At 69.0% G+C, this 12,989-nt stretch carries 10 protein-coding genes; 7 read left to right on the top strand and 3 right to left on the bottom strand.

The annotated features are described in order from the left end of the window. Positions 1-37: 37 nt before the first annotated feature. A complete protein-coding gene (rhaI, locus tag ACIRQP_RS26255; RefSeq protein WP_403893594.1) occupies positions 38-1,207 on the bottom strand; it encodes an L-rhamnose isomerase in 1,170 nt (389 codons plus the stop codon). A gap of 274 nt (positions 1,208-1,481) precedes the next feature. Between rhaI and ACIRQP_RS26250 the strand changes: the two genes are divergently transcribed. The 7 genes from ACIRQP_RS26250 to ACIRQP_RS26220 all read left to right on the top strand — a co-directional run bounded on the left by ACIRQP_RS26250 (position 1,482) and on the right by ACIRQP_RS26220 (position 10,189). Continuing rightward, on the top strand, positions 1,482-3,005 hold the full coding sequence (locus ACIRQP_RS26250; RefSeq protein ID WP_403893593.1) for a sugar ABC transporter ATP-binding protein: 1,524 nt from the start codon (positions 1,482-1,484) through the stop codon (positions 3,003-3,005). Beyond that, a complete protein-coding gene (locus tag ACIRQP_RS26245) occupies positions 3,002-4,051 on the top strand; it encodes an ABC transporter permease (RefSeq protein ID WP_403893592.1) in 1,050 nt (349 codons plus the stop codon). The genes ACIRQP_RS26250 and ACIRQP_RS26245 overlap by 4 nt, the downstream gene beginning before the upstream one ends. Continuing rightward, positions 4,035-5,105, top strand: coding sequence for an ABC transporter permease (locus ACIRQP_RS26240; RefSeq protein ID WP_403893591.1), 1,071 nt, complete (start codon positions 4,035-4,037; stop codon positions 5,103-5,105). Before ACIRQP_RS26245 ends, ACIRQP_RS26240 begins: the two co-directional genes overlap by 17 nt. A gap of 139 nt (positions 5,106-5,244) precedes the next feature. Continuing rightward, positions 5,245-6,330, top strand: coding sequence for a rhamnose ABC transporter substrate-binding protein (gene rhaS, locus ACIRQP_RS26235; RefSeq protein WP_403893590.1), 1,086 nt, complete (start codon positions 5,245-5,247; stop codon positions 6,328-6,330). 142 nt (positions 6,331-6,472) lie between these two features. Beyond that, a complete protein-coding gene (locus ACIRQP_RS26230) occupies positions 6,473-7,897 on the top strand; it encodes an arabinose isomerase (protein ID WP_403893589.1) in 1,425 nt (474 codons plus the stop codon). Continuing rightward, positions 7,897-8,922 (top strand): LacI family DNA-binding transcriptional regulator, encoded by a 1,026-nt coding sequence (locus ACIRQP_RS26225; RefSeq protein WP_403893588.1) that lies wholly within the window; start codon positions 7,897-7,899, stop codon positions 8,920-8,922. The genes ACIRQP_RS26230 and ACIRQP_RS26225 overlap by 1 nt, the downstream gene beginning before the upstream one ends. 211 nt (positions 8,923-9,133) lie before the next feature. Continuing rightward, the gene (locus tag ACIRQP_RS26220; RefSeq protein ID WP_403893587.1) at positions 9,134-10,189 is read left to right on the top strand and encodes a glycoside hydrolase family 19 protein; all 1,056 of its coding nucleotides are present in this window, start codon (positions 9,134-9,136) and stop codon (positions 10,187-10,189) included. Between the two features lie 333 nt (positions 10,190-10,522). Here the strand turns inward: ACIRQP_RS26220 and ACIRQP_RS26215 are convergent, their stop codons facing one another. After that, positions 10,523-10,927 carry a chaplin gene (locus ACIRQP_RS26215; protein ID WP_403893586.1) on the bottom strand — a complete coding sequence of 135 codons (405 nt, stop codon included), beginning with the start codon at positions 10,925-10,927 and terminating at the stop codon, positions 10,523-10,525. Positions 10,928-11,124: 197 nt separating this feature from the next. Continuing rightward, positions 11,125-12,912: an ABC transporter ATP-binding protein gene (locus tag ACIRQP_RS26210; RefSeq protein WP_403893585.1), complete on the bottom strand. Its 1,788-nt coding sequence runs from the start codon at positions 12,910-12,912 to the stop codon at positions 11,125-11,127. Positions 12,913-12,989 lie beyond the last annotated feature (77 nt).

The raw sequence follows: 12,989 nt of genomic DNA, 5'->3' as shown, positions 1-12,989 counted from the left end.
GGTGCGGTCTTCGCAAGGGTCGGGGTACGGAGTGCGCTCAGGCTCCCCAGCCGGCCTGGGTGCCGCCGATCCGCTCGGCGACGATCTTCTCGCCGTAGCCGGAGGCCTGGTAGGCGGCGACGGGGTCGGCGTCCGCGCCCAGTTCGGCACGGACCTCGGCGACCAGCGGGCGCACATCGGTGTTGAAGGCGTCCATCAGCGCCGCGTTCGCCGCCAGGACGTCGCCGGAGCGCTGCGCCGCGTCCAGCGCGTCCGCGTCCACCAACAGCGCTTTGGCTGTGGCCTCCTGGACGTTCATCACCGACCGGATGATCGCGGGGATCTTCTCCTCGATGTTGTGGCACTGGTCGAGCATGAACGCGGTCCGTGCGCTGAACCCGCCGCCCTTGATCACCTCGTACATGATCCGGAACAGCTGGAAGGGGTCCGCGGCCCCGGCCATCAGATCGTCATCCGCGTAGAAGCGGGAGTTGAAGTCGAAGCCGCCGAGCTTTCCCTCGCGCAGCAGCATAGCGACGATGAACTCGATGTTGGTGCCCGGCGCGTGATGCCCGGTGTCGACCACGACCTGGGCCTTCTCGCCCAGCTTGAGGCAGTGCGCGTACGCCGTGCCCCAGTCCGGGACGTCCGTGGCGTAGAAGGCGGGCTCGAACAGTTTGTACTCCAGCAGCATCCGCTGTCCCTCGCCGAGCCGCTCGTACACCGCGGCGAGGGCTTCGGCCAGCCGTCCCTGGCGGGCGGAGATGTCGTCCTGGCCCGGGTAGTTGGTGCCGTCGGAGAACCACAGCTTCAGATCGCGCGAGCCGGTGGCGTCCATGACGTCCACGCACTCCAGCAGATGCCCCAGTGCCTTGCGCCGGACCGCGGCGTCCGGATGGGTCACGGACCCCAGCTTGTAGTCGTCGTCCTGGAACACATTGGAGTTGATCGCCCCGATGCGCAGGCCCAGTTCGCGCGCCTCGGCGGCGAGCGCGCCGTAATCGTCCACGCGGTCCCAGGGGATGTGCAGGGCGACCGTGGGAGCCACGCCCGTGTGCGCGTGCACCCGGGCGGCGTCCGCCAGTTTCTCCTGTGGAGTCCGCGGTACGCCCGGCTGTGTGAACACCTTGAAGCGGGTGCCCGAGTTCCCGAACGCCCACGACGGCGTCTCGACAGCCTGTGACTTCAGCGCGTTCTTCACAGTGGACACGGCGGATCGACCCGTCATCTCTCAGCGCTCCCGTGGTGCGGACTCGGCGGGCGAGTCGGTGCAGCGATTCCTTATGAATCGTTTCATCGCGGTGAAGCTATGAGAGTCCCCGGTGCGTGTCAACCCTTTCCGCGCCGCCCTGGGTGACACAAGGTGCACCCCTCGAATTCACCGGAAAATGTCGCGCACAGCCCATTGACGCCGTCGGTAGTGGCCGTTTAGCTTCCGAGCAACCTCATTGAAACCTTTCACGGCGGGTCGTGCCACGAGTCCCCATCGCCGAGGAGCCCTCATGAACCACCCCGCCACGGACCCCGCCCCGGTCCTGGCCCTCAAGGATGTGAGCAAGTCCTTCGGCGCCGTACGGGCCCTGCGGGACGTCTCCCTGCGGCTGTTCCCCGGTGAGGCACACGCCCTCGCCGGGGAGAACGGCGCGGGCAAGTCCACCCTCATCAAGACACTCGCCGGGGTGCACAGACCCGACGCCGGCGAGGTGGTGCTCGACGGCGAGGCCGTCGTCTTCCACGGCCCGGCCGACGCCAGGGACGCCGGTATCGCCGTCATCTACCAGGAGCCGACGCTCTTCCCCGATCTGTCGATCGCCGAGAACATCTTCATGGGCCGTCAGCCCCGGCGCGCGCTCGGGCGTATCGACCGCCGGGCCGTACGGGACACCACCGCGGCCCTGATGAAACGCCTCGGTGTGGAGCTCGACCCCGACCGGCCCGCCCGCGGGCTCTCCATCGCCGACCAGCAGATCGTCGAGATCGCCAAGGCGCTCTCCTTCGACGCGCGCGTCCTCATCATGGACGAGCCCACCGCGGCGCTGACCGGCAGTGAGACCGCCCGGCTGTTCTCCGTCGTACGGACCCTCCGGGCCGAGGGCGCCGCGATCCTGTTCATCTCCCACCGGTTGGAGGAGATCTTCGCGCTCTGCCAGCGGGTCACCACCTTGCGGGACGGACGCTGGATCTCCACGGAGCCGCTGGCCGGCCTGACCGAGGACGACCTCGTGCGCTCCATGGTCGGCAGGGATCTGGGCGAGCTGTACCCCAAACAGTCCGCGGACGTCGGGGACATCGCCCTGTCGGTGCGCAGACTGACCCGGGAGGGGGTGTTCCGCGACATCTCCTTCGAAGTGCGCAGGGGCGAGATCGTCGCCCTGGCCGGACTCGTCGGCGCGGGCCGCAGCGAGGTGGCCCAGGCAGTCTTCGGCGTCGACCGGTCGGACGCGGGTGAGGTGGTGGTCGACGGACGTACGCTCCCGGCCGGTTCACCGACCGCCGCGATGGACGCCGGACTCGCGCTCGTCCCCGAGGACCGCAGACAGCGCGGACTGGTGATGGACATGTCCATCGAACGGAACATCGCCCTCACCGGACTCGGCCGGCTCGGCAGGGGCGGCATGGTGCGCCGGGTCCTGGAGCGCGGCCGGGCCGCGGACTGGGCCGTACGCCTCCAGCTGAAGTACAACCGCCTGGCCGACCCCGTCGGCGTTCTCTCCGGCGGCAATCAGCAGAAGGTCGTCCTCGCCAAATGGCTGGCGACGGAACCGGCCGTACTCATCGTCGACGAACCCACCCGCGGGATCGATGTCGGCACCAAGGCGGAGGTGCACCGGCTCCTCTCCTCCCTGGCCGCGGAAGGGCTCGCCGTCCTCATGATCTCCTCCGACCTGCCCGAGGTACTCGGCATGGCCGACCGGGTGCTGGTGATGCACGAGGGCCGGCTCACCGCCGAGATCCCGCGCGCCGAGGCGACCGAGGAAGCAGTGATGGCCGCCGCCACCGGGCGGGGCGGGAGGGCGGCGGCATGACCACCCTGATGGACAAACCCACCACGAGCACCAAGGACGACGGCTCGGCGCGCTCGCTCGTCGACGCTGTGTTCCGGGCCCGCGAGATCAGCATCGCGGGAGCGCTGGCGCTGCTCGTCCTCGGCACCTGGATCGCCAACCCGCGCTTCCTCGACGACCAAGGCGTCAAGGATCTCCTCCTCAACGCCTCTATTCTGGTCCTGCTCGCCGTCGGCCAGTCCGTGGTCGTGGTCACCCGCAATATCGATCTCTCGGTCGGCTCGGTCGTCGGCCTGTCCGCGTTCGCCTGCGGCAAGTTCGTGGCCGGCACCGATCACGGCGTACTCACCGTCATGCTGCTGGGCATCGCCCTCGGCGTGGCCTGCGGACTGGTCAGCGGCGCCCTGGTCAGCTTCGGCAGGGTACCGGCGCTCGTGGTCACCCTCGGCATGCTCTACATCATTCAGGGCCTCGACTACTGGTGGGCGCAGGGCGAGCAGATCAGCGCCAACGACGTCCCCGACCCGATACTCGGCCTGGGCAGCGGCAGCGTCCTCGGCATCCCCTATCTGCCGCTGATCGCCCTGGCCCTGCTCGCCGCCACCGCGTACTACCTGCGCGGCTACCGGTCGGGACGCGAGCTGTACGCGATCGGCTCCAGCCCCGAGGCCGCCCGGCTGGCCGGCGTACCGATCCGCCGCCGGATCCTCGGCGCGTACGCCTTCTCCGGCGCCGTGGCCGGATTCGCCGGCGCCCTGTGGCTCGCCCGCTTCGGCACCGTCGTCGCCGACAACGCGCACGGCTGGGAACTGACCGTCGTCAGCGCCGTAGTTGTCGGCGGCGTCGCCATCACCGGCGGCACCGGCACGGTCTGGGGAGCCGCGCTCGGCGCGCTGCTGCTCACTACCATCGGCAGCGCGCTGGTCGTCCTGAAGGTCGACTCCTTCTGGCAGGGCGCCATCACCGGCGCGCTGCTCCTCGCGGCCATCACCGTCGACCGGATCGTGTCCCTGCGCATGACAGCCGCACTGAGGAAGAGGAGCGCCCGACATGGGAATGGCGCCTGACACACACACCGCGCCGCGGCCACCTGCCGAGGCATCCGCGGCCCGCGCCACGACGGCGGGTGAGTTCGTCAAGTCCGCCGGACTGCGCTGGGACACGGCGGTCGGCGCCCTGCTGGTGGCGGTCTTCGTCGTCGGCCTCGGCACCACCGACGGCTTCGCGTCCGGTGAGAACCTCGCCTTCGCCTTCAACGACATCGCGGAAGTCGCCCTGATCGCGCTGCCCATGACGCTGCTCGTGGTGGCGGGACAGGTCGATCTGTCCGTCGCCTCGATGCTGGGTCTCGGCAGCGCGCTGACCGGCGCCCTGTGGAACGCGGGCTGGGCGTTCGAGCTGATCGTGCCCGTCGTCCTGCTGGTCGGAGTCGCCGGCGGGCTCCTCAACGGCTGGCTGGTCACCCGCGTCGGCCTGCCCTCGCTCGCCGTCACCATCGGTACGCTCGCCCTGTACCGGGGTCTCGCCTCGGTCGCGCTGGGCAGCGACGCCGTCACGGACTTCCCCCAGACGTACGCCGATTGGGCCGTGGACACCACCACGATCCCGGGCACCTTCGTCACCTATCCCATCGCCCTGTTCATCACGCTGGCCGTGGCCACCGCCGTACTGCTGCACTCCACCGCCTTCGGACGGTCGCTGTTCGCGATCGGCGCGCAGGAGGAGGCCGCCTACTTCGCCGGGATCAGGGTCAAGCGCTTCAAGCTGATCCTCTTCGTGGTCACCGGGGTGTTCTCGGCCTTCGCCGGGATCGTCTTCACCCTCCGCTACGGCAGCGCCCGCGCCGACAACGGCCTCGGCTTCGAGATGCTCGTCATCGCCTCCGTCCTGCTCGGCGGCGTCGACTTCGACGGCGGCAAGGGCACGCTCTTCGGAGCGGTCGCCGGTGTGCTGCTCATCGGAGTCCTCAAGAACCTGCTGACGCTGAACGATGTGCCGAACGAGGTCCAGGTCATCGTGACCGGACTGCTCCTTGTCGCGTCCGTCCTCACCCCGCGGGTCATCGCCACCGTGATCGAACGACGGCACCGGCGCGCGGCAGGCGCCGCCCCCGAGTCCTGAGCCGCTGCGCCCCGCACGTCCCGTGCCCCGCACGTCCCGTGCCCCGAACGTCCCGTACCCCCTACGCCCCCGCGCATCTCTGAGCCCCCCTCACCTCCCCGAGCCCGCCCGCCGTACTCCCGAAAGGCACACGCCCGCCATGATCATCCGTACCGCCGCCCGACGCCGCGCGGCCGCCACCGCCGCCACGGCCTGCGCCCTCGCCGTCGCACTGACCGCCTGCTCCGGCACCACCAAGAACAGCGCCCGGAAGGACACCACGAACGCGGGCACCGCGGCGAAGGCCAACCCGGACGCACCCCTGAAGAAGGGGCTCAAGCTCGCGTTCTTGCCCAAGCAGATCAACAACCCGTACGAGAAGATCGTCGACGAGGCGGGCATCGCCGCCGCCAAGGAGTACGGCGCCACCGGCAAGGAGGTCGGCCCCTCCGACGCCAGTGCCTCCTCCCAGGTCTCGTACATCAACACGCTGATCCAGCAGCGCCAGGACGCCATCCTGATCGCGGCCAACGACCCCAACGCGGTGTGCGGCCCGCTCAAGCAGGCCATGAAGAAAAACATCAAGGTCGTCGCGTACGACTCCGACACCGCCAAGGACTGCCGCCAGCTCTTCATCAACCAGGCCAGCTCCGAGGAGATAGGCCGGAGCCTCGTCCAGCACCTGGGCGAACAGATCGGCTACCAGGGCAAGATCGCGATCCTCTCGGCCACCCAGAACGCCACGAACCAGAACACCTGGATCGAGTTCATGAAGGACGAGCTGAAGCTGCCCAAGTACAAGAACATGCAGCTCGTGAAGGTCGCGTACGGCGACGACGCGGACCAGAAGTCCTTCCAGCAGACCCAGGGCCTGCTCCAGGCGTACCCCGACCTGAAGGGCATCATCTCGCCCACCACCGTCGGTATCGCCGCCGCGGCCCGCTACCTCGGCGACTCCTCGTACAAGGGCAAGGTCGTGCTCAACGGTCTGGGCACCCCGAACCAGATGCGCAAGTACGTCAAGGACGGCACCGTCGAGCAGTTCTCGCTCTGGAACCCCGAAGAGCTCGGCTATCTGGGCTCGTACGCCGCCGCGGCCCTGGCCTCCGGCCAGATCACCGGCGCCGAGGGCGAGAAGTTCAAGGCGGGCAAGCTCGGTGAATACACCATCGGCAAGGACGGCGAGATCATCCTCGGCGAGCCGACCGTCTTCGACAAGCAGAACATCGACACGTTCGACTTCTGAGCGGGCGGGGTTCCGTGCGACGGCGTTCTCTCGTTCATTTGTCAGTGGAAGGCGACCGGCACCACGCGCTCGCCCTTCCGGGGCATCGACTTCCGGCTCCCGTCCCGAGGCACCACCCGTCCAGAGGCACGAAGGAATCGCCATGAACGCACGCACCCCCGCCATCTCCCGTAAACCCAGGATCGGCCTGGTCGCCGGGGGACTCGGCGCCTACTGGCCGCAGTTCCCCGATCTGCTCCCACAGCTCCAGCGCTCCGCGGACCGTGTCACCGTACGGATGCGGGAGTTCGACGCCGAGGTCATCGACGTCGGCTTCATCTCCGACGCCCAGGAGGGTGCCGAGGCCGCCGGGAAGCTGCGCGCCGCCGACTGCGATCTGATCGTCGGCTTCCTCACCACCTATATGACGGCCACCATGCTCGTGCCCATCGCACAGCGCAGCGGCGCGCCCGTCCTGCTGATCAACCTCCAGCCCACTCCGGCCATGGACCATGCCTCGTTCGACACCGGACAGTGGCTGGCGTACTGCGGTGCCTGCCCGCTGCCGGAGATGGCCAACGCCTTCGAACGCGTCGGCGTGCCGTTCCGCTCGGTCTCCGGCCATCTGGAGGACGAGCGCGCCTGGCAGCGCATCGGCCGCTGGATCCGCGCGGCCGGGGTCCGCTCGGTGCTGCGCAACGGCCGGCACGGCCTGATGGGCCATCTCTACCCCGGGATGTACGACGTCTCCACGGACCTCACCATGGTCCCCGGCCAACTCGGCGGCCATGTGGAGGTCGTCGAATTCGACGATCTGCGGGTACGAGTGGAGCAGGTCAAGGACGACGATCTCACCGCGAAACTGGACGAGACCCGTGAGGTCTTCGCCCTCGCCGACTCCGTGGTCGAGGAAGACCTCCGCTGGGCGGCCCGCGTCGCCGTCGGCCTCGACCGGCTGGTCGACGACTTCGACCTGGACTCACTCGCGTACTACCACCGCGGACTCGACGCCGAGGTCCATGAACGGCTCGGCGCGGGCATGATCCTCGGCTCCTCGCTGCTCACCGCCCGTGGCATCCCGGCCTGTGGCGAGTACGAACTGCGCACCTCCCTGGCCATGCTGGTCGCCGACCGGCTCGGCGCCGGCGGCTCGTTCACCGAACTCCAGGCGCTGGACTTCACTGCCGGAGTGGTCGAGATGGGCCACGACGGACCCGCGCATCTCGCCATCAGCGCCCGCAAGCCCCTGCTGCGCGGGCTCGGCGTCTACCACGGCAAGCGCGGCTGGGGAGTCTCCGTCGAGTTCGACGTACGGCACGGACCCGTCACGCTCGTCGGGTTCGGACAGAGCCGCGACGGCCGCTACCGGCTGGTCGCCGCCGAGGGCGAGGTCGTCCCCGGCCCCCATCTGGAGATCGGCAACACCACCTCGCGCGTCGACTTCGGCTGCGACCCGGGGGAGTGGACCGACGCCTGGAGCGCGAGCGGGGTCGGCCATCACTGGGCGCTGGCCACCGGCGGACTGCTGCCGGAACTGCGCGCCTTGTCCGGGCTGACCGGCCTGGAGCTCGTGGAAGTCTCCGTCTGATGCGTCGGCCGGTGGGAATCAAGGACGTGGCCGGCGCGGCAGGTGTCTCGGTGGGCACCGTCTCGAATGTGATCAACCGCCCCGAGTCCGTGACCGAGGAGACCCGCCGGCGTGTTCTGTCCACCATCGAACGGCTCGGCTACGTACGCAGCGAGTCCGCGCGCCAGCTGCGCGCGGGCCGCAGCCGCATACTGGCCATGCTCGTGCTGGACATGGCCAACCCGTTCTTCGTGGCGGTCGCCTCGGGCGCGGAGCGCTCCGCCCGCGCCGCCGGGCTCGGCGTGATGCTGTGCAACAGCGCGGAGAGCCCGGCGGAGGAGGCGACCTATCTCCATCTCTTCTCCGAGCAGCAGGTACGGGGCGTGCTGGTCACCCCGGCCGATATGAGCGGGCGCAATCTCGACGCGTTCCGGCGTCACGGCATCCCGTTCGTCCTGGTCGACCGCATCGTGCCCAGCGCGGAAGGCTGTTCGGTCTCCGCCGACGATGTGGGCGGCGGCGCCCTGGCCGTACGTCATCTGCTGCGGCGCGGCTGCCGCGAGATCGTGTACGTCAGCGGCCCGATGCATCTGGCGCAGTGCCGGAACCGCCGTGAGGGCGCGCTGCTCGCCCTCGCGGAAGCGGGGCTGCCGGCCGAGGCGCTCCGGCATGTCGAGGCCGCACGGCTCGATGTTGTCGCGGGACGGGACGCCGGGGCGCGGCTGCTCGGTATGGAGTCCCGGCCGAGCGCGGTGTTCTGCGCCAACGACCTGCTCGCCCTGGGCGTGCTGCAGACGCTGTACCACGCCGGGATACGGGTGCCCGAGGATGTCGCTCTCGTCGGCTACGACGACATAGAGTTCGCGTCGGCCGCGGCCGTGCCGCTGACCTCGGTACGTCAGCCGGCCTTCCAACTGGGCGGGGCCGCAGCGGATCTGCTCATTGAGGAGACCGGCGACGACGCCGCGCGCCACGAGCACCGGCGCATCGTGCTGCAGCCCGAACTTGTGGTGCGGGCCTCCACGCTCGCCCGGCCTCACCCCTGAACGGCCGGGAACGGAAAGCTCGTTGAACGTTCGGGAACGGAACGCCCGTTGAACGGCCGACAACGGGGCGTCGTTGAACGGCTGGTGACGGACCGTCCGTCGGTCACCGATTTGGTCTAGACCTTGACAGGGCCCACGCAATTCCGCTTTGGTTCCCTCACCCCCCATGGCGAGCGCCGGCAGCGGCCGCTCGCGCGAAGGAGTGAGTCGTTTGAGACAGCGAGGTCTTGCCCTGCTGACGGCGATGGTTTCGGCCCTCGCCCTCGCGGTATTCCTGCCCGCCTCGTCCGCCTCCGCCGCGACCTGCGGCCCCGGCTGGACCGCCTCCGCCGTCTACACCGGCGGAAACGTCGCCTCGTACAACGGTCGCAACTGGTCGGCGAAGTGGTGGACCCAGGGGGAGACCCCCGGCTCCGCCGCCGTCTGGGCCGACCAGGGCAGTTGTGACGGCTCCAGCCCCGGCGGCGGAGGTGGCAGCTGTGACCACCCGGCCTGGGTCGCGGGCCGCGCGTATGTCGCCGGCGACATCGTCAAGTACACCGACGGCAAGTTCTACCGAGCCGAGCACGACAACCCGGGCTACGACCCGGTCATCAGCACCTGGTACTGGGAGCCGTACACCTGCGGCACCACCCCGCCGCCCCAGGGCGGATTCGTGGTCAGCGAAAGCCAGTTCAACCAGATGTTCCCGAGCCGGAACTCCTTCTACTCCTACAGCGGCCTGACCGCCGCCCTCAGCGCCTACCCCGGCTTCGCGAACACCGGCAGCGACACGATCAAGCGCCAGGAGGCCGCCGCCTTCCTGGCCAATGTCAGCCACGAGACCGGCGGGCTCGTCCATATCGTCGAGCAGAACACCGCCAACTACCCGCACTACTGCGACGCTTCGCAGCCCTACGGCTGCCCCGCCGGACAGGCCGCGTACTACGGGCGCGGACCGATCCAGCTGAGCTGGAACTTCAACTACAAGGCCGCGGGCGACGCCCTCGGCATCGACCTCCTCAACAACCCCTGGCTCGTGCAGAACGACTCGGCCGTGGCCTGGAAGACGGCCCTCTGGTACTGGAACACCCAGACCGGACCCGGCACGATGACTCCGCACAACGCCATGGTCAACAGCCGTGGTTTCGGTGAGACCATCCGCAGCATCAACGGCAGCATCGAATGCAACGGGGGCAACCCCGGGCAGGTGCAGAGCCGTATCAACAACTACCAGCGCTTCGTGCAGATCCTCGGGACCACTCCCGGGTCCAACCTGAGCTGCTGAGCATCGTCCGAGCAGAGGCCGGTCCGATGGCGGTCGCCGCCGTCGGACCGGCTTTCGCGTACGGCGGGACCGACGGCCGGAGGCGGCCTGTCTGCCGAAGGCGAAGCCGGGCGACGGAGATCCACAGAGCGGCCGGGTGATCAGTCCGGTGGAACCGATGCCGCCCCGGAATGTGCAACCGTCCGGACTTCTCGACCGCCGGGACCTGTGCCGCTACGAAGGGTGACTCTCCGGCAGACGCGACGACCCCCCGCGCGAACACGTCGTGAACACGCGGGGGGTCGTCCCTCACTGAATGCGCGCGACCCCGGGGCCGCGCGTCCTCATCGGTGATCAGCCGCCGTAGCCGCCGCCCTCGTGGTGCTCGCCGCCCTCGTGGTGCTCGTCACCCTTGTGGTGCTCGTCACCTTTGTGGTGCTTGTCGCCCTCGTGGTGCTCGCGACCCTCGTGGTGCTCGCGACCCTTGTGGTGCTCGCGACCCTTGTGGTGCTTCTCGCCCGAGATGTTGGCGCAGTGGTTGCCGAACGCCGGGTTCAGCAGACCGACGACGTTGATGGTGTTGCCGCAGACGTTGATCGGGACGTGCACGGGCACCTGGATGACATTGCCCGACAGGACACCGGGTGAGCCGATGGCGGCGGCCTCGGCGTCGGCGTCGGCGGCGGCCATACCGGCGCCACCGGCCAGCACGACGCCCGCGCCGACGAGAACAGCTGTTGCCTTCGCGATACGCGACATCAAGAATCTCCTTGAACCGGTTGGAGCACAGCCGCACGATGTGCGGCCTCACGCCCCTTCAACGCCCCGACTCATGCTCGGTAACGGATATCCGGCGATCTTGTTCCGACTCAGCGTCAGTATCACCTGGTCAGCGCAGTGGGCTCGGCCCGCGGACGAGCGGCCGCACGGTCGCGCCGCCCCCGCCGAGCGGCGCCTCAGCCCAAGCGCCTCGGCTGGAGCGTGGTCGCGTACGCCCCGCCCCGTGCCAGCAGCTCGTGGTGGCTGCCCGCCTCGACGATGCGGCCCCGCTCCATCACGATGATGCGGTCCGCGTTCTGGATGGTGGACAGCCGGTGCGCCACGACGAACACCGTCCTTCCCCGGACCAGATGGGACAGCGCGTCCTGGATCAGCCCCTCCGAGGTGTTGTCGAGGGCGGAGGTCGCCTCGTCGAGCACCAGGATGCGGGGATCCCTGATCAGCGCCCTGGCGATCGCCAGCCGTTGCTTCTGCCCGCCCGACAGCCGGGCGCCGCGCTGTCCCACCACCGTGTCGAGGCCGTCCGGCAGCCGTTCGATGAACTCCATCGCGTTCGCGGCGAGCAGCGCCCCGCGCAGCGCGTCGTCGTCGGTGCCGCCCTCCAGACCATAGGTGACGTTCTCCCGGATGGTTCCCTCGAAGAGGATCGACTCCTGCGGTACGACCGACAGGAAGCGGCGGTAGGTGCGCAGATCCAGGGAGGCCATATCGGCGCCGTCGAGCAGTATCCGGCCCTCGGTGGGGCGGATGAAACCGATCAGGAGATTCAGGATCGTGGACTTGCCCGCCCCGGACGCGCCGACCAGGGCTATGGTCTCGCCGGGCCGTACGGACAGGTCGAACTCGCGTACCGAGTGCTCCGTCGCCTCGGGATAGCGGAAACCCATCCCCTGGAAGTCGATACGCCCGCCGATACGGTCGACGGACGCCTTGCCCTCATTGCTCTCCAAGTCGGGCGCCTGAAGGACCTCACCGATCGAACGGACCGACTCCAGGCCCTTGGAAATGATCGGGGTCAGATTCATCAGCGTGGTCAGTGAGGCGGTCAGCGACGTGAAGAACGCGCTGATCATCACGACGTCGCCGGCCGAGAGTCCCAGCCATCCGTAGTACGCGACGATCGCCGAGCCCGAGAGACAGCCGACCGCCATCGTGTTGAGCAGGATCCAGGAGAGCGATCCGAAGCGGCCGTTGAGCAGATCGAGCCGGAACCCGGCGGAGAGCACCCGCTCCAGGGTGTGGTCGACGCGGTGCAGCGCGGTCCGCTCCAGACCGTGGGCACGGGTGATCGGGATGAGCGTGGTCATCTCGCCGACACGTGAGGAGAGCTGCTCGATCTCCAGCCGGAACTCCTCGTTGTTGCTGCGGATCCGGGAGCGCAGCCGGCGTACCAGCAGGGCCGCGAACGGCACGACGACCAGGAACACCGGCAGTACGACGGGGGCGCGGTAGCCGATCACCGCCAGTCCACCGATCAGCGTCATGATGGCGCCGAGCCCCATGTCGGCGCTCTGCTGGGTCATCTGTTCCACGCCCTCGACGTCCCGTACGACCTTGGTCTGCAGGACGCCCGCGCTGACCCGGGCGTGGTAGCCGATGGACAGGTACTGCATCCGGCGGCACAGCGCCGAGCGCAGCTCGCGGCCCATCCGGCGGATGCTGGAGCTCATCAGGCGCGCGTACAGCAGCGCCAGCGGAAAATTCAGCATCAGGACGAACACCAGAACACCGGTGTTGTACCAGAGTTCAGCGACCGGACCGTGATCGACCACCACGTCGATGATGTTGGCCGTGATCAGGGGCAGCAGCCAGACCGGAATGTGTTTGACGGCGAACACCACGACCGCGAGGGACAGCCGGTGGCGGTCGGGCCGGAAGAGATAGGCGAGGGTGCGGAGCGGATGCTCCCCGGAATAGTGATGGTCCAGCGGACTGGAACGCGGGACGGATTCGGGTTTCTGCATGGGGAGCGGAGTCCTCTTTCGACAGTGTTGGCGCACGCTCGGTCGCAGACACCCAGTTTCCTCCGGCACGCTCCCGC

Origin of the sequence: Streptomyces sp. NPDC102274, from assembly GCF_044766385.1 — a bacterium.
GTDB lineage: Bacteria > Actinomycetota > Actinomycetes > Streptomycetales > Streptomycetaceae > Streptomyces.
Note: the sequence above shows the minus strand (reverse complement) of the source record. Positions and strands in the feature narration are given on the sequence as shown.